This is a genomic window from Bacteroides sp. D2, from assembly GCF_025147085.1.
GTDB lineage: Bacteria > Bacteroidota > Bacteroidia > Bacteroidales > Bacteroidaceae > Bacteroides.
Window position 1 is genome coordinate 3,835,786 of record NZ_CP102261.1, and the last position, 18,644, is coordinate 3,854,429.

Sequence of the window (18,644 nt, forward strand, 5' to 3'; positions counted from 1 at the left end):
GTAGTAAAAATGAAGAATTTATTTACTAAGAATTATAAATGGATGATGGTAGCAGTCTGCATAGTCGCGGTATTCACCTTTGCTTCGTGTGATGACTGGACGGAAGTGGAGAGTCTTACTGTCAATCAGCCGAACATTGCAGAGCAGGAACCGGCTTTATATGAAAAGTACTTGGAAAGCATACGCAACTATCGGCACGTGAGCCACAAGGTAGTTATTGCCCAGTTTGATAATCTGGATAATCAGGGTGGCCGTCGCTACCACCTCACCAATCTTCCCGATAGCATTGATATCATTTCACTTAAACAGCCGGAAGTGTTGCCTGATTGGATGCAGAAAGAGATGATGACTTGTCGTGACCGAAAAGGAATGAAGTTTGTTTATGAAATAGATTTTGCTACCCTCTCACAAGAGTATAAAGATTTGGAAAGTGCATCCGAAGTAGAGCAACAGACATTTGCGGATTATGCAACCGAGTATGTAAACAGACATTTGGCATTGTGTGAGAAAGAAGGGTATGATGGCGTAATTGTTCGCTATGTAGGTTTGTATACTGGATATATGACGAATGACGAAAAGGAAGATTATATTGCCCGTCAGTCAATTTTCTTGGATATATTTATTAATTGGTATAATGAACATACTGGTAAGATACTTATTTTTAGAGGAACTCCACATTTCATTGAGGATAAGTATTTGGCAGAGGGATCCTTGTTGTTAAATTCTAAGTATATTATCGTCGAAACTTCAGCTGCAACAGCAGCTACAGATATCGATTATCTGATGGCAAATGTGATGGACAAGTCGGGAATTCCTTTCGACCGTTTTATAGTGACTGCCAGTACTTATTCACTTGATGCAAAAGATCAGACCACTGGCCATTTCTGGGATGTGAAAGGAAATGCTGTCAGTGCGGTAAGTGGATGTGCTCGGTGGGTAGTTTCGTTCAATAATGACTACAAGAAAGCCGGACTCTATATTTTGGAGACACAGAATGATTATTATCATTCTGAAAAGGTCTATCCTAATATTCGTGAAGCTATCTCAATTATGAATCCACCAGTTATTAAATAAAGAATAGGTATGAAACAGATTAATTCTTGGATGTACTTCCTGATAACATTTGCCTGTGCTGCCGTTTTGTCTGCTTGTGCAGGTGATGGTATCGAAGAGTCGTCATTTGAAAGCAAAGTATATCTTAACTCGGAAAAGGAAGAAACACTACTCATCAAGCCGGGTGAACCTTCCTATACTAAAACTCTGCAGACTGCATTACCCAAAGCTCTTGATCATGATATCACTGTGAGATTCGCTGCTGATCTTTCAAAAGTGGACGAATACAACACTGTATATAAAGACAATGCCTTGCCATTGCCAGAAGCACAATATAAATTCACCACTTCCGAAGCTATCATTCCGGCTGGAACGGTACGTAGTACACAAGCGGTAATTGACTTTGTAGATGTTGATAAGTTAGATCGCGAGAAGCGTTATGTATTGCCGGTACGTATTGTAGATGCAGGTGATTGTACCATCTTGGCGCGTAGTGCTACTACTTATTATATCTTTAAGGGCGCTGCTTTGATTAACGTAGTGGCCAATATGGAAAGAAATTATTGCAAAGTGAACTGGCAAAGCAATGTTAGTGCGATGAGTGAGCTCACTTTCGAGGCCTTGGTTCGTGCCAAGTCTTTCACGAATCCGGAATCAAGTAATGATATCCTTTCATTGATGGGAATTGAAGGATATTTTCTTCTCCGTACAGGTGACACTCTTTATCCGGGACAACTAATGTTGAGTACAGGTACTAATTTCCCTGGTAAGGATGCAACCAAAGTGCTGCCAGCAAATGAATGGATACATATTGCTCTCACATTTAGCAGTGGAAATGTAATCATTTATATCAATGGAAAACCTCAATCGGAAGGTTCAATTACTCGCAAAAGTATTAATTTGAAAAGTTCAGGGTCAGCTGACGACAGCAATATGAAAGGTTTTCTTATTGGTGCTTCTTGGGATAAGAGTCGTTGGTGGGTAGGTGAAATGTGTGAAATGCGTGTGTGGGAAACTGCTCGTACGCAGGAAGAAATCGCTTCTAACTTTTATTATGTTGATCCACATTCGGAAGGACTGGTTGCCTATTGGAAATTTGACGATGGCGAAGGTAGTAAGGTTACCGATCGCACTGGGCATGGAAATGACGCAGTAGCTCTTAATGAGATCACGTGGATACCAGTGGAACTACCTGCAAAATAAAACAATATGTTGAATGTAAAAACAATATGATATGTATAATAAATGGATAAAGATAATCGTAATGCTCACCGCATGGGGAGGGTTCATGGCGTTGAGTTCGTGCGAAGATGATCTTACGGCATATACGGTGGACAAAGACCGCTACGAAGTGAACGAGCATCCTTGTGCATTCCTGCGCAATGTGCAGGGAGATGGAAAGAATCTAATCGATCTTTACAATGCTGAAGGAGAACAAGTGGAGCTGAACATCCAATTAACGAAACCTGTGACTGCTGATACAAAATGTACACTGATTGCAGACGAATCGTTATTGATTAATTACAATCAGATACATGGAACGGACTTTGCCATATTTCCCATTGTACAAGTAGTCTTCGAGAATGGAAAAGTGGTAACTGTTGAGGCCGGAAATTTAGTATCTGAATCAGTGAAAATTAAGTTAGAAGCAAGAGAATCACTGGAAACAGGCAAAACGTATGTACTTCCTATCCGCATTGAATCAGCTTCCGACATAGCTCTGTCTGAAGATAGAGATACTTATTACTATTTAATTAAGGCACAGGGAGACCGCATCAATCCGCAAAAGGATCCTGATGTAAAAGTGATGAGTTGTTTTGGATTAGACTGGGAGAATCCGTTGATCCATACGCAGATGTTCTTGAAAAAAAGTGGAAAACCATTGTTCGACATTGTGTGTCTCTTTTCAGCAGGTATTAACTATAATGCTGAAACAGGACAAGCCTATGTATACAAGAATCCTAATATTGTCCATTTGTTGAATAATCGTGATAAATATATTAAGCCTTTGCAGGATATGGGCATCAAGGTGGTCATGGGGCTTTGTGGTAATCGAGATTTTACAGGATGCGGATCTATGTTGCCAGAGGCTTGTAAACAGTTTGCCCGTGAATTGAAAAATCTTTGTGATCAATACGGACTGGATGGTGTCTTGTTCGATGACGAATATTCTTCTTATGGAGTAGACATAAAACCTGGATTCTCATCATATGCGTCAAGTGCCAATGCTTCACGTTTATGCTATGAAACTAAAAAGCTAATGCCTGACAGGCTTATTATTCCGTTCTTATGGGGATCGATGAGCTATCTTCAATCAGTAGATGGCATGACACCAGGTGAGTATTGCGATTATTTCTTCCCTAATTATAATTTATATCCTTCTGCTGCAGGTGGAGCTCAAATGAAGCAGATGGGAGCAGGTTCGCAAGAGTTGACTGGTTATCAATGGTATGCCAGAAATTATGGAGATTTAAGTAGAGTAAATAGTAGAGGCTATGGGCTCACTACTGTTTTTGGTATGGGACCCTATCAGGAAGAACGTAAATCAGGCTCGTGGTTGCCGTGGAGTACACAGAAAAAGAGTTTAGATATTATCGCTCGTGATATATTCGACGATGAAGTTGTATGTGACGAGGTCATGATCAGGAAAGATTGGTGATAGATGGTAAATCGAATTGAAGGGTAGGATTAGTAATTTAATCTGAATGAAAGTCCCGTGAGTAGAGAATACTTCTATCTTACGGGACTTTTTTATCATAATCCCATAGAGCCTTTTTAAAAAAGGGAGAAAGCTGATTAATAACGGAGATATAATGAAAATAAAAAGTTACTTTGTTGTTTGTAGAAAAAGAACTGACTTACATTAAGAAATACAATGAAATATATTTTTATTATTTTATGGATATGTGTTTGGGTGACATGTACTCCTATTTTTGCACAGCAGGTTTCTGTTTTGACTTATCAAAACCCTAATTTATCAATAGATATAAGACTCGCAGACTTACTTTCCCGCATGACTCTGGAAGAAAAGGTTGGCCAGTTACTTTGTCCTTTAGGTTGGGAAATGTATGAAATCCATGGTAGTAAGGTTTATCCTTCCGGAAAGTTCAAGCAATTGATTAAAGAAAGAAATGCCGGAATGCTTTGGGCAACTTATCGTGCTGATCCCTGGACAAAGAAAACATTGGCTAATGGCTTAAATCCAGAATTGTCAGCGAAAGCCGGAAATGCATTGCAAAAGTATGTGATGGAGAATACCCGTCTGGGAATTCCGATGTTTTTAGCGGAAGAAGCCCCTCATGGGCACATGGCAATTGGTGCTACAGTTTTTCCTACGGGTATCGGAATGGCGGCTACCTGGTCACCGGAATTAGTAAAAGAAGTTGGTCAAGTTATCGCTAAAGAAATTCGTTCCCAAGGTGGGCATATTAGTTACGGTCCCGTACTTGATCTGACCCGTGATCCCCGTTGGTCCCGCGTGGAAGAAACATTTGGTGAGGATCCTGTGTTGAGTGGCATTTTAGGGGCGTCTATGGTTGACGGTTTAGGTGGAGGTAATCTATCACAAAAATACGCTACCATAGCTACCTTGAAACATTTTCTGGCATACGCTGTGCCGGAGGGTGGACAGAATGGTAATTATGCTTCAGTCGGTATTCGTGATTTGCATCAGAATTTTCTTCCTCCTTTTCGTAAGGCAATAGATTCAGGGGCATTGTCTGTAATGACTTCATACAATTCGATAGATGGGATACCTTGTACGTCGAACCATTATTTGCTGACTCAACTCTTGCGTAATGAATGGAAGTTTTGTGGCTTTGTAGTTTCCGATTTATATAGTATTGAAGGGATTCACGAAAGCCACTTTGTTGCTCTAACTAAAGAGAATGCAGCCATACAATCTGTAACGGCTGGCGTTGATGTTGACTTGGGTGGGGATGCTTATACCAACCTTTGTCATGCAGTTCAATCCGGACAAATGGATAAGGCTGTGATTGATACGGCTGTCTGCCGGGTGTTACGGATGAAGTTTGAGATGGGCTTGTTTGAGCATCCTTATGTGGATCCGAAAATTGCTGCTAAAACAGTACGCCGTAAAGAACATATCGAACTGGCACGTAAAATCGCACAGTCTTCCATAACACTTCTCAAAAATGAGAATTCAATTCTTCCTTTAAGCAAGACGATAAATAAGGTGGCGGTAATTGGCCCTAATGCTGACAATCGATATAATATGTTAGGGGACTATACAGCTCCGCAGGAAGATAGTAATGTGAAAACTGTTCTTGATGGAATTATAACAAAATTATCTCCTTCTCGTGTGGAATATGTACGAGGCTGTGCTATTCGTGATACTACAGTGAATGAGATAGAACAAGCAATTGAAGCTGCCCGTCGCTCCGAAGTTGTAATTGTGGTTGTGGGTGGTTCCAGTGCCCGTGATTTTAAAACGAGCTATAAAGAAACAGGTGCGGCTGTAGCTGAAGAGGGTAGTGTAAGTGATATGGAGTGTGGAGAAGGATTTGACCGTGCCAGTTTATCCTTACTTGGTAGACAACAAGAACTATTGGAATCTTTGCAAAAGACAGGTAAGCCTTTGATTGTCGTTTATATTGAAGGTCGTCCTTTAGAAAAGAATTGGGCTTCGGAATATGCTGATGCACTACTGACTGCTTACTATCCGGGGCAGGAGGGTGGAAATGCCATAGCGGATGTTCTCTTTGGAGATTATAATCCTTCCGGACGTTTGCCAATCTCCGTTCCGCGTTCTGTAGGCCAGATTCCGGTTTATTATAATAAGAAAGCTCCTCGGAACCATGATTATGTGGAAGTGTCATCTTCTCCGTTATATAGCTTTGGTTATGGGATGAGTTATACCACTTTTGAATATTCTGCTTTGCAGGTAGTGCAGAAATCTGCTCGTTGTTTTGAAGTCTCATTTAAAGTAAAGAATACAGGGAAGTATGATGGTGAAGAAGTATCACAACTTTATATGAGAGATGAATATGCATCAGTTGTTCAGCCGATGAAACAGTTGAAACATTTTGAACGTTTCCATTTGAAAAAAGGAGAAGAGAAAAAAGTTACTTTTGTTTTGACAGAGGAGGACTTTTTCTTGGTTAACTATACTTTGAAGAAAGTAGTAGAGTCTGGAAATTTCCATCTTATGATTGGTGCCGCTTCTAATGATATTAGGTTGCAGAATGTTATTTTAGTGGAGTAATTTTTATTAATATCTATATTAAGAGATTTCCTGTTTCGTTTTCTCTTAATAAAAAAGAGAGAATATTCCTTTTGCGGAAATATCCTCTCTTTCTCACCTAAAACCTAAACCTTTTATTTTAATTACTTGCTATTATAAGCAACCAACATCCAAACCAATTTTTCCTGTTCTTTCAGATAATCGCTCATCATCGAAACGGTTACTTCGTCTCCGGCTTGAGAAGCGATAGATAAGATCTTACGTTCTTCACCAATCAGATAGCTGATAGACTGAAGGATATTATTCAATGCTTCGTCTCCGTTGCTTACCTTATCCACTTCATTCACATTTGCTACTTTTAGATAATCGCTGAATTTATTGGCAGGAGTACCACCCAGCATCAAGATACGTTCTGCGATTTCATCCACCTTTTCAGCCGTGTCATCATACATCTTTTCGAATTGACTGTGGAGTACAAAGAAATTATGTCCCTTGATATTCCAGTGGAAACCGCGAAGATTGGTGTAATACACTTGGAAGTCTGCTAATAGTTGTTGCAAAGATGCTACTACGTTGTTTGCTCCCGATTCGTTCAATTTGATAAATTCTAAAGTTTTCATATTCTTCTATTTTTAATGATTTATACTTATTTTCTTTTTTTCTGTACTGCAAAGATAAGGCGTAAAATGCTTGCTGTCAAACTGAAAATTTCTATCTTTGCATAGATGAAATCTATAACTTAATAAGATTTGATAGATGACGATACAACAATTAGAGTATATACTGGCTGTAGACCAGTTCAGGCATTTCGCACGGGCAGCTGAATATTGTCGTGTGACGCAGCCTACTTTGAGTGCAATGATTCAGAAACTGGAAGATGAACTGGGAGTAAAGTTGTTCGATAGGACAGTACAGCCCGTTTGTCCGACAGCCATCGGACAGAAAGTGATAGACCAGGCTCGCGTGATTCTGGCGCAGGCAGCTCAAGTGAAAGAAATAATCAGTGAAGATAAACAGTCATTGTCAGGCGTATTTCGCTTGGGGGTATTGCCTACTATCGCTCCCTATCTGCTTCCTCGCTTTTTTCCTCAACTAATGGAAAAATATCCCGAACTGGATATTCGTGTCACGGAAATGAAGACACAGGATATTCAGCAGGCTTTGCATGCCGGAGATTTGGATGCGGGAATTATTGCCAGTAAACTGGAAGATACGTTCTTGACAGAAGAAACTCTTTTCTATGAGCAATTTTACGCTTATGTGTCACGAAAAGAATCCTCTTTCAAGCATGATATGATCCGCACTTCTGATATAACAGGCGAACATCTTTGGCTTTTGGACGAAGGACACTGCTTTCGCGATCAACTCGTCCGTTTCTGTCAGATGGAGGCCGTGAAGGTTAATCAGATGGCCTATCGTTTGGGAAGTATGGAAACCTTTATGCGAATGGTAGAAAGTGGAAAAGGAATCACTTTTATTCCCGAATTGGCAGTGATGCAATTGACGGAAGAACAGCGGCAGTTGGTACGTCCGTTTGCCATTCCCCGACCTACACGGCAAGTGGTACTGGTAACAAATAAAGATTTTATTCGCCACAGTCTCTTATGCGTCCTGAAAGAGGAAATAAAGGCGGCGGTTCCCAAGGAAATGCTTTCTTTACAGTCCATACAATGTTTGTTATAGCACATTAGGGAATCCCTTTTTCCATCGAGAACAATCTCTTTCAGTAAAAAATGTAGCAAAGTTGCGTTATAATAATATGGATATGTTTTGATTTCTAGTCTGAATTGCTTATTTTTGGAAAGTAAACAAAAAACAATATTAATTACTATGAAAAAGTACATTGCAGAAATGATTGGAACGATGGTGCTCGTTCTTATGGGATGTGGTAGCGCCGTCTTTGCTGGTGGTTTGGCTGATACAGTAGGTGCTGGTGTGGGAACAATCGGCGTAGCTTTAGCCTTTGGTTTATCCGTAGTAGCGATGGCGTATGCTATCGGAGGTATTTCGGGATGTCACATTAATCCTGCTATTACATTAGGAGTGTTTTTGACTGGTCGTATGAATGGAAAAGATGCAGGTATGTATATGATTTTCCAGGTAATTGGAGCTATTATCGGCTCGGCTATTCTTTTTGCTTTAGTTTCTACCGGTGCTCATGACGGGCCTACAGCGACAGGTTCGAATGGTTTTGGCGATGGAGAAATGTTGCAGGCATTTATTGCGGAAGCAGTATTTACTTTCATATTTGTATTGGTAGTGCTCGGCTCTACCGATCCGAAGAAGGGAGCAGGTAATCTGGCAGGACTTGCCATCGGTTTGACTCTTGTATTGGTACATATTGTATGTATTCCTATCACAGGGACTTCTGTAAACCCGGCACGTAGTATTGCTCCGGCATTATTCCAAGGAGGAGAAGCATTGTCGCAGTTGTGGCTGTTCATCATTGCTCCATTTGTAGGAGCTGCATTGAGTGCAGTTGTTTGGAATTATCTGGGAGATAAGAAATAACTCTTTTAGAAGAAAGAATATAAAGAAGAAAGTAAAAGGGCGGCAGTTTCACAACTACCGCCCTCTTTTGCGTAATTAATATATTATATTAAAAAAGAGTGTGTTTCGCATGTTCACATTAGATTAGTTGTCTAAGGAAATTTCACTTCATAAGTTTTCGGCCCGCCATAAATGGTGTTGACACGAATTCTTAGTCCCTTTTTCCCCTCCATCCGGTTTTTAATCTTATCCAGTTTGAAAGACACATATCCTTCACCCAAACGTTGAGGATCATCTCCTTCACTGTTATGACGGAATTCCAGATTGATATATTCGTCCTCCGCATTGCCTTCGTCAGCAGTGGGAGCAGTCTCTTCTTTGTCGTTAATCACCAGATTCAGGAAATGTTTTTTATCTTCACTATGTGTTCCGTAATATTGGAATTCAATCGTCAGATATTTATTATCCTTATTGATCCACATATAAGTCGTGTTGATCTTATCATCTCCGATTTTCTCTTCGTCGTTGTCATCTTCACCCATTGTGACGATGTCTTTGGTTAAGATTGGATTGATACCTTTCACCTGAATATTAAGGTCGTATCCATTCACAGGCTCTTCCAACTCGTTGAATATCACAAAAGCTCTTTGTCCCTCCACCCAATCTTCATTGTTCCATCCTTGTGAGTTGCTGGGATACATCTTTTTCCCGTCATCCAAAGTGAAATAAAATTCCTTGCTATCCTGGCTAATCATATTGATGGTGCTGATAGCCAGAAGATCGGACGAATTATCATCGTCGTCCAAGCATGACTGGAGAATCGGCATGGTAGTCATAATAGCAAAGATAAAGGCAATGAATTTAAATTTCTTCATATACTTACTAGGTTTTAGATTTTATAATATTTATGTTTTCTGTAGTGAAAATGCAAGAGGATAGAAAATATTGCATTCGGATCTGTTAAAGAAACAAAAGTGATAAAAGAGTTGTTCTCTCTATGCAGTATTTCTATCTTTGCTGCATTTATAAGGTAAACACGTGTATAAGAGAATGGAAGAAATAGAGTTGTCGGAACAATGTAGGCTGGGTAATAATCGGGCCCGCAAGGAACTGTATGAACAGTATGCGGGGCGTATGCTTGGCATCTGTCTACGCTATACCGGCGACCGGGATACAGCCCAGGATCTGCTTCACGACGGTTTTTTAAAGATATTCGATTCGTTCGATAAGTTCACCTGGAGGGGTGAAGGCTCTTTGCGAGCCTGGATGGAACGGGTGATGGTCAACACAGTTTTACAGTATCTTCGGAAAAATGATGTGATTAATCAGTCGACACCTTTGGAAGAGTTGCCCGAAGAATATGAAGAGCCGGATGCTTCCGATGTAGAAGCGATACCACAAAATGTGTTGATGCAGTTTATTGAAGAATTACCCGCCGGCTATCGTACTGTGTTCAATCTTTATACATTTGAAGACAAATCGCATAAAGAAATCGCACAGGTATTAGGTATCAATGAAAAATCTTCAGCTTCGCAACTGTTTCGTGCGAAGAGTGTATTAGCAAAAAGAGTAAAAGAATGGATAATGCATAATGGATAGATAGAGATGGAAGAGAAAGAATTGTGGATGAATAAGTTGAAGGAGAAGCTTGCGGATTATTCCGAACCGGCGCCTGCTTCCGGTTGGGAACAACTGGAGAAAGAACTTATGCCTCCTGTGGAGAAGAAAATATATCCTTATCGAAAATGGATGATGGCTGCTGCAGCTATTATAATATTAGCTGTCGTTTCGTCAGTAAGTCTGTATTTTCTAGGGACACCCGCTGCGGATGAAATACGTCATATACAAACTCCGGCATTGGCTTCCACGCCCGATGCATTGCCGGGTGTGCAACAACCGGATATGCAGGGAACTGCTGTGGAACCTGTCTTACGGCCGGTAACTCGCGAAGATCGTTTGGCGAAAGTCGACAGGAATCATACGGAGCAGAAAACAGGTGTAGATCCATTAGGGATCGGTAATGAAAATAAACTTTCAACAGGAAATGGAGAAGACTCTTTGAGTGAGGAAGATAAGAATGTAAAAGGAAATGGAGAAACTGAAAATGTAAAAGATGAACCGAAGCAGGCAGAAAATACAGATGTCAGTCAGGGACAGTCACAGGATACAGAGCGATCGAATAACAGACCGCGTCGTCCTTCCGGTAAAGACAAACTTCATATTCCGACAGAAAAAAGATCTTCTCAAAAGGGAACATGGTCAATGGGACTTTCGGTAGGAAATTCAGGAGGTGCTTCAACAGAAGTAGGTGCCGGATCTCATGCTTATATGTCACGTGTGAGTATGCTTTCAGTTTCCAACGGTCTGATGGAGACGATTCCTAATGACCAAACATTGGTTTTCGAAGATGGAGTACCTTACCTGCGTCAGGCAAAACAGGTGGTTGACATTAAACATCATCAGCCTATTTCTTTCGGATTGTCCGTTCGTAAAGGTTTAGCTAAAGGATTCTCTCTTGAGACAGGACTGACTTATACGCTGCTTTCTTCGGATGCAAAACTGGCAGGTGAAGAACAACAGATAGAGCAGAAACTGCATTATATCGGTATTCCGTTGCGTGCCAACTGGAACTTCCTGGATAAGAAACTTGTCACTCTTTATGTTTCCGGTGGAGGTATGGTTGAGAAATGTGTTTATGGAAAGCTAGGATCTGAAAAAGAAACAGTGAAGCCTTTGCAGTTCTCGGTATCCGGTGGTGTAGGTGCGCAGATCAATGCAACGAAACGTTTGGGTATTTACGTGGAACCGGGTGTTGCTTATTATTTCAATGATGGCTCCGATATACAGACTATACGTAAAGAGAATCCGTTTAACTTCAACATACAAGCAGGTGTTCGTCTGACTTATTAGTACGAATTACCTCACTAAATATAGTAACGCCATCCGGTTCGGATACCGTCACTATCCTGATTGGATAGCGTCATTATCCTGACCGGATGGCGTTACTATTTGCTATTTACTATCTTTTTCTTCAGAAAAGTCGGATAATTGAGAAAATATTAATAATATTGTCACCTGTTTATGACCTATGGCTGCATACCTTTGTTGCAAAATTCTAAGATATGGTAGATTCTACAGATGAAAAACATATATTAATCGACTTAAAAGGCGGTTCCTTTCAGGCATTCGAAAGATTGTATAATATGTATAGTGGCAAACTGTACAATTTCATTATGCGACTCTCTTCCGGCAATCAATATATGGCCGAAGAAGTGGTGCAAGCCACTTTCATTCGTATATGGGAAGTGCATGAAAAAGTAGACCCGGCTTCCTCGTTTATCTCTTTTCTCTGTACGATTGCCAAAAACTTATTGATGAATATGTATCAGCGTCAGACCGTAGAGTATGTTTACAATGAATATCTCATGAAAAGTAGCGTAGACTGTGATTCACAGACAGAAGAGAATATTGATCTGCGCTTTTTGAATGAGTATATCGATTCTCTTGCCGAAGAACTGCCTGCGCAACGGAAGAAAATATTCATTTTGAGCAAAAGGCAGAATTACACAAATAAAGAAATAGCCGAAATCATGGGAATTTCCGAAAGTACGGTTGCTACCCAATTATCTTTGGCTGTGAAATTTATGCGTGAACAGTTGATGAAGCATTATGATAAGGTAATTACCCTTTTGTTGGCCTTTTTTGTTAATGAAATGTAATAGTAATACTTGTTTTTGGATGGGAAGTAGGATGAAAATGTATACTTGTAAATAAGTGGAAAGATGGATAAGACACATTATAAAGAGCTAATTGAAAAATATTTCGAAGAAACGATCACGGATGTCGAGATAAAAGAACTGTCAGACTGGATAAAGAATGACCGTCAGTTGCATGACTGGTGGGAACAAGAGTTTGAGAGATCGGATTCCTCCATGAACCCAGTGTTGCGTGATAAACTTTTTGCCCGGATCAAAGAAGAGACTTTGGGCAAGGAAGTGCGCCCCCTCCGTATCATCCCTTGGAAATGGGTTGCTGCCATTTTATTACCTGTCTGTGTCGCTTTCTTCACTTACTATCTTTTAGATTCTTCTCCAACGGCAGAAACACCCTTTATTGTGAAAGCGGGCAAAGGAGATAAAGCAACCATTGAATTGCCGGACGGAACAAATGTTGTTCTCAATTCAGCTTCCCAATTAAGTTACCTGAATAACTTCGGAGAAAATGTGCGTCGTGTGCAACTAAATGGTGAAGCCTATTTTAAAGTAGCCCATGATGAGAAACACGCCTTCATTGTGCAAATCGGTGATTTGGAAGTGAAAGTGCTCGGTACTTCTTTTAATGTATCTGCCTATGAAGATGCCAAAGACGTGACAGTCGTTCTTTTGGAAGGAAAAGTAGGGGTCTATGCGCAGAAAATATCGCATATCATGAAGCCCGGCGACAAAATAGAATATAATAAAGCCACTCATAAGATAACAGCCACTCAAGTGCATCCGACTGACTATATTGAGTGGACGAAAGGAAATATGTACTTTGAGAAAGAATCTTTGGAAAATATCATGAAAACTCTTTCACGTATTTATGACGTAGAGATTCGTTTCGACTCCAATAAACTACCTAATGAATATTTCACCGGAACCATTCCGGGAGGCGGCATACAGAATGCGCTGAATATTCTGATGCTAACTTCACCTTTCTATTATGAAATGGACGGTTCGGTGATAGTTTTGAAAGAGAAATAAGTGGAACTTTCATAGAGTATCTTTGTTTATTCATCGAATAACATCTATATTTGTGGTACACTAATTTGAAGATGCAATGAATACATTAGAGCGCAAATTGCCGATAGGGATACAGACATTTGAAGATATACGCCAAGGGAATTATCTTTATGTGGACAAAACATCTATTTTATGGCAAATAATAAATACGGGAAAGCCTTATTTCCTTAGTCGTCCCCGTCGTTTTGGCAAAAGTCTGCTTATTTCTACTCTTGAAGCCTATTTTCAGGGTCGTAAAGACCTTTTTGAGGGTTTGGCAATTGAAAAGTTAGAGAAGAAATGGGAGCAATATCCGGTTTTGCATCTTGACTTGAATGCGAAGAAATATGAGACGGCGGCAGATTTGGTTGCCATGCTAAACCAATATTTGGAAAAATGGGAAGCCGTCTATGGCGATGAGAAAAAAGACCGCAGTCCTGAAGAACGTTTTAGCTATGTCATTGAGCAAGCCTGCTTGAAAACAGGAAAAGGAGTTGTGGTATTGGTAGATGAGTATGATAAACCCTTGCTGCAAGCCCTTTTAGACGAGAACCTGCTGGATGAATACCGTCGTATCCTGAAAGCCTTTTACGGTGTACTGAAAAGTTCCGACCGCTATCTTCGGTTCATCTTCCTGACAGGAGTCACAAAATTTGCCCAAGTAAGTGTGTTCAGTGATTTGAATCAGCTGAATGATATAAGTATGAAGATTCCATACGCCAATATCTGCGGTATTACTAAAAAGGAATTAGTATCCACATTTACTCCCGAGTTGGAGCGCTTGGCAGAAGTACAGGAGATGTCTTTTGACGATACTGTCGATAAAATGACAGCGATGTACGATGGATATCACTTTACATATAGCGAAGATGGATTGTTTAATCCCTTCAGTGTGCTCAATGTTTTTGATGGATTAATGTTTGATAATTACTGGTTCCAGACCGGTACCCCTACCTATCTTGTAGACTTGTTGAAACAAAGTGATTATGACTTACGTTTACTCATAGACGGTTTGGAAGTCGGTAGTTCCGGCTTTGCCGAATATCGGGCCGAAGCAAAGAATCCTCTTCCGATGATTTACCAAAGCGGCTATTTGACGATTAAAAATTTCGATAAATCATTGAACCTATATACATTAGGCTTCCCGAATGACGAGGTGAAATATGGTTTCCTTAAATTCCTGATACCCTATTATACCCCCATCTCTTCTGATGAAACGGACTTTAACGCCGTTAAGTTTGTCCGTGAACTTCAGTCGGGCGACGTTCATTCTTTTATGGAACGTATGAAATCATTCTTTGCCGACATTCCCTACGAATTGAATACAAAGACTGAACGTCATTATCAGGTTATTTTCTATCTTGTCTTTAAGTTGATGGGACAATATGTAGATGCGGAAGTCCGCAGTGCAAAAGGGCGTGCCGATGCCGTGGTGGAAACAAAAGACCGTATTTATGTTTTTGAGTTTAAGCTGGAAGGAACAGTAGACGAAGCTCTGAAACAAATAGATGAAAAAGGATATCTGTTACCTTATCAAACAGACGGGCGTGAGCTGGTTAAAGTCGGTGTCTCCTTTAATGCTGAAGAACGTAATATTGGTGAATACAAAGTAGTATAATTACTTATTGAGTAAAATATAGAATAGAGCCATTCCGGAGCCCGCTTCTTTGGAATGGCTTTTTTGTTCTCTGAATTGAATAAGTTAACGAGAGTTAAAGTCTGATAGACGATTGGACGAGCGAGTATGACAGTCTGTATACCTATCAAACAACTTAAAAGTTTTGATATATGAAAAACAGAACAACCTTTGAGAAATTCCCTCGAACAAATGCAGGGAGAAGTAAGAACTGGAAAACACTGCGGGCTCTTTGTCTGCTATTGTTTTTAAGCGTCTCTTTTACCGCTTATTCTCAAATAACGGTGAATGTAAAAGACATCTCTTTAAGAGCCTCTTTAAAGAAAATCGAGCAAGTAAGTAATTACAAATTCTTCTACAATGAGAATCTTCCTGAATTAAATCAGAAAGTATCGTTGAATGTACAGAATGCAACGATTCAGCAGGTCATGAAGCAACTTCTAGGCAAAATGGAACTCACTTACAAACAGGAGCAAGAAAATATCATCGTTTTGATTCGTAAAGAACAAGAGAAGAAGCGGAATATAAATGTTTCCGGAACGGTAGTAGATGAGAAAGGTGAACCTGTTATCGGTGCGAGTGTTACGGTGGTTGGAACGGCGTTAGGTACTATAACCAATTTGGAAGGGAAGTATTCTCTAACTGATGTTCAGGAAGATTCAAAGGTTGCTATTTCATTTGTTGGCTATGGCGCATTGACATTTTCGGCGAAGGACAAGCAGTTGGCAAGAGTTGTATTAAAAGAAGATTCTGAATTGTTGGATGAGGTGGTTGTAATTGGTTATGGAACGGAAAGGAAATCTGATTTATCAACCGCTGTCAGCCAAGTTAAGTCTAAAGATTTTGAAAGCATATCTTATAGTGATCCCGGACAGGCTATTGCGGGAAGAATGCCAGGAATTTATGTCAAACAAGCAAGTGGAGCACCGGGTGGCAATCCACAGATTTCTATCAGAGGTACTGGAACCATTAGTTCCGGAAGTTCACCTTTGGTTGTTGTAGATGGTTTACCGGTGACGGATGATGTGGGACTGAATTCAATCAATCCTAATGATATAGAGAGCATTAACGTTCTGAAAGATGTAGCTTCTGCAGCAATTTATGGTTCCAGAGCTGCAAATGGTGTAATTCTTATTACTACAAAGAAGGGGAAAGCTGGTAAGGCACAATACACATTTAACACATATTATGGTGTTCAACAAGTTGAGAAAAAATATGATCTTGTAGATGCATATCAGCAGGCCGAATTGATGGCTGAAGCTTTTCAATATAAGAATCAAGAAATTCCCAATTTTATAAAGCCATATTTAGAGCATCAACAGGGATTGGTAAATACCAATTGGCAAGATCATATATTTAGAGATGCACCTACAAATTATTATGAGTTATCGGTTTCAGGCGCAAATGAACAAACCGTTTATTTTGTTTCAGGCAGTTACTACAAACAAAAAGGAATAGTAATCGGTTCTGACTACGAAAGAATTTCGGGCAGAGTAAATTTGACATCAAAACTATCAAACAAATTTGAATTTGGAATTAATTTAAATCCCAATTATTCTATGCAAGATAAGATAACGGAAGGCTGGGAAGAGTCTCCTTTATCAATGGGGATTTACAATTCCTATCCATTCTTCCCGGTATATGAACCCGATGGATCTTATGCAATAAGCAAACAGATCCATGCGGTTCAAAATTATGGAGGTATGGCAGAAGTGGAGAACAATGTTGCAACTGCCAACTTAACGACCAATCAAGTTGAAAACTTTAAGATTCTAGGTGGTGCATACTTGTCTTATACGCCACTTAAAGGTCTTACGTTCAAAACTTATGTTGGAGGATATTTTATATCCAACAGAGCCGAGTATTATAGACCATCTACGATTGGCGCTTATAGGCAAGCCGCTCCGACTGTAGCAAAAGCTGCGTCTTCTACCTATGAAACCTTCAACTGGATGTCTGAAAATACAATAACCTTCAACAAGAGTTGGGGAAAACATGATTTTGAAATACTGGGTGGTATGTCATTCCAAAAAGAAACGACAAATAATAACTCTATTGATGCGGAAAACTTTCCTAATGATGATATCCCCACATTGAATGCGGCTCTTACTATAAACACCGCTTCTGCAACCCGTTATCAATGGGCGTTACTCTCATATTTTGGAAGACTGAAGTATGACTATAAGAAGAAATACTTTTTTACGGCAGCTTTACGTATGGATGGCTCATCGAGATTTGGACGCAATAACAGATTTGGACTATTTCCATCACTTTCTGCCGCATGGAGAATATCAGAAGAGAACTTTTTTCCGAAAAATGATATTATTAGTGAATTAAAACCACGTATAAGTTGGGGTATTTCAGGAAATGATGAGATTGGTAATTACTCCAGTTTGTCTCTGATGAGTAGCGCTAAATATAACTTCAATGGCAATCTGGTAGCCGGAATGAGACCAAACACATCTCCCAATGCCAACTTATCCTGGGAAAAAAATAATACTGTTAATGTCGGACTTGATGTTGGCTTATTTAGGAATGCGCTGAATTTAAACTTTGAATATTATGTATCGAAAACAAGCGATATGCTACTTGAAGTGCCGGTACCTGCATATTCCGGTTATTCTACCTCTTTACAGAATGTAGGTAGTGTTCGGAATAAAGGTTTTGAATTTGCAGCTTCATTCAAGAACCATATCAAAGATTTTAATTATCAGATCTCTGCCAATTTCTCGACCAATAAGAATACAGTATTGTCATTGGGGGCAAATCAAAATGAAATAATTACGGCACGAAATATCACAAAAGTAGGTCATCCCATCGGAGCATTGTATGGTTATCGGATCATCGGTATATTTGAAAACGAAGAGCAACTGAAATCTTTACCTAATTATCGGGACTCACAAAAAGTGGGTGACTATATTTTCAAAAACATTGATGACAGCGATAATACCATAACGGAAAAAGATCGGGAAATCATCGGTAATCCTCACCCCGAATTTACTTATGGTGGAAACATTCAATTGTTTTATAAGAATTTTGATTTAGGTATAACGATACAGGGAGTTTACGGTGTTGATGTTATAAACAGAGACCTTCCTACTACCATTTTAAGTAGTGAAATTTGGTCTGTTATGTCCAAGGAATATTATAACAACAGATGGATAAGTCCTGATAAGCCCGGAAAATACGCAAAAGCCGGGTCAAACTCGAATACTTTAAGCAGAGAGTCTGACTTAATGATGCAAGACGGAAGTTTCTTTAGAATAAGGGATATTTCCTTGGGATATACATTGGATAAGAAGTGGTTAACGCGAACCTTTTTGACTAATGTAAGAGTCTACGTCTCGGTTAAAAACCCGCTTCTTGTTTCCAAATACATGGGGCTGAATCCCGAAAGTGAAGGCTCGTCAAATCCACTTAACGCTGGTGTGACCTTAGGACAATATCCTGCAGAAAAGAATTTTGTCGTAGGTGCTTCCATTAGTTTTTAACAACCTTAAAA

The 18,644-nt window shown here is 39.8% G+C and carries 14 protein-coding genes; 12 read left to right on the forward strand and 2 right to left on the reverse strand.

Translation table 11 applies throughout. The annotated features are described in order from the left end of the window. Positions 1–9: 9 nt before the first annotated feature. From NQ505_RS13490 to NQ505_RS13505, 4 genes are all read left to right on the forward strand, one after another. Positions 10–1,074, forward strand: a complete 1,065-nt coding sequence (locus tag NQ505_RS13490; protein WP_008999077.1) for a glycoside hydrolase family 18 — start codon at positions 10–12, stop codon at positions 1,072–1,074. Between the two features lie 9 nt (positions 1,075–1,083). After that, on the forward strand, positions 1,084–2,256 hold the full coding sequence (locus NQ505_RS13495; protein ID WP_008999078.1) for a DUF1735 and LamG domain-containing protein: 1,173 nt from the start codon (positions 1,084–1,086) through the stop codon (positions 2,254–2,256). 31 nt (positions 2,257–2,287) lie between these two features. After that, positions 2,288–3,712 (forward strand): BT_3987 domain-containing protein, encoded by a 1,425-nt coding sequence (locus NQ505_RS13500; protein WP_008999079.1) that lies wholly within the window; start codon positions 2,288–2,290, stop codon positions 3,710–3,712. Positions 3,713–3,928: 216 nt separating this feature from the next. After that, complete coding sequence (locus NQ505_RS13505) at positions 3,929–6,277, forward strand: glycoside hydrolase family 3 N-terminal domain-containing protein (RefSeq protein WP_259825086.1); 2,349 nt, start codon at positions 3,929–3,931, stop codon at positions 6,275–6,277. A gap of 122 nt (positions 6,278–6,399) precedes the next feature. On the opposite strand, the gene NQ505_RS13510 is transcribed toward NQ505_RS13505, so the two are convergent. Then, positions 6,400–6,876: a Dps family protein gene (locus tag NQ505_RS13510; RefSeq protein WP_004305814.1), complete on the reverse strand. Its 477-nt coding sequence runs from the start codon at positions 6,874–6,876 to the stop codon at positions 6,400–6,402. Between the two features lie 136 nt (positions 6,877–7,012). On the opposite strand from NQ505_RS13510, the gene NQ505_RS13515 reads away from it, so the two are divergent. Continuing rightward, positions 7,013–7,939 carry a hydrogen peroxide-inducible genes activator gene (locus NQ505_RS13515; protein ID WP_009000812.1) on the forward strand — a complete coding sequence of 309 codons (927 nt, stop codon included), beginning with the start codon at positions 7,013–7,015 and terminating at the stop codon, positions 7,937–7,939. A 147-nt stretch (positions 7,940–8,086) separates the two neighbouring features. Further along, the gene (locus NQ505_RS13520; RefSeq protein WP_004302280.1) at positions 8,087–8,767 is read left to right on the forward strand and encodes an MIP family channel protein; all 681 of its coding nucleotides are present in this window, start codon (positions 8,087–8,089) and stop codon (positions 8,765–8,767) included. Positions 8,768–8,898: 131 nt separating this feature from the next. On the opposite strand, the gene NQ505_RS13525 is transcribed toward NQ505_RS13520, so the two are convergent. Beyond that, positions 8,899–9,621, reverse strand: a complete 723-nt coding sequence (locus NQ505_RS13525; protein WP_004305817.1) for a NigD-like protein — start codon at positions 9,619–9,621, stop codon at positions 8,899–8,901. A 175-nt stretch (positions 9,622–9,796) separates the two neighbouring features. Here NQ505_RS13525 and NQ505_RS13530 point away from each other — a divergent pair, with 175 nt between their 5' ends. From NQ505_RS13530 to NQ505_RS13555, 6 genes are all read left to right on the forward strand, one after another. Beyond that, positions 9,797–10,345 carry an RNA polymerase sigma factor gene (locus tag NQ505_RS13530; protein WP_004302282.1) on the forward strand — a complete coding sequence of 183 codons (549 nt, stop codon included), beginning with the start codon at positions 9,797–9,799 and terminating at the stop codon, positions 10,343–10,345. A 6-nt stretch (positions 10,346–10,351) separates the two neighbouring features. Next, the gene (locus NQ505_RS13535) at positions 10,352–11,656 is read left to right on the forward strand and encodes an outer membrane beta-barrel protein (RefSeq protein WP_004302283.1); all 1,305 of its coding nucleotides are present in this window, start codon (positions 10,352–10,354) and stop codon (positions 11,654–11,656) included. Positions 11,657–11,868: 212 nt separating this feature from the next. Beyond that, positions 11,869–12,465 carry an RNA polymerase sigma-70 factor gene (locus NQ505_RS13540; RefSeq protein ID WP_009000813.1) on the forward strand — a complete coding sequence of 199 codons (597 nt, stop codon included), beginning with the start codon at positions 11,869–11,871 and terminating at the stop codon, positions 12,463–12,465. A 63-nt stretch (positions 12,466–12,528) separates the two neighbouring features. Further along, positions 12,529–13,488 carry a FecR family protein gene (locus tag NQ505_RS13545; RefSeq protein ID WP_009000814.1) on the forward strand — a complete coding sequence of 320 codons (960 nt, stop codon included), beginning with the start codon at positions 12,529–12,531 and terminating at the stop codon, positions 13,486–13,488. A gap of 76 nt (positions 13,489–13,564) precedes the next feature. Then, a complete protein-coding gene (locus NQ505_RS13550) occupies positions 13,565–15,124 on the forward strand; it encodes an ATP-binding protein (RefSeq protein WP_008648506.1) in 1,560 nt (519 codons plus the stop codon). A 170-nt stretch (positions 15,125–15,294) separates the two neighbouring features. Beyond that, positions 15,295–18,633 carry a TonB-dependent receptor gene (locus tag NQ505_RS13555; RefSeq protein ID WP_004325423.1) on the forward strand — a complete coding sequence of 1,113 codons (3,339 nt, stop codon included), beginning with the start codon at positions 15,295–15,297 and terminating at the stop codon, positions 18,631–18,633. Positions 18,634–18,644: the final 11 nt, after the last annotated feature.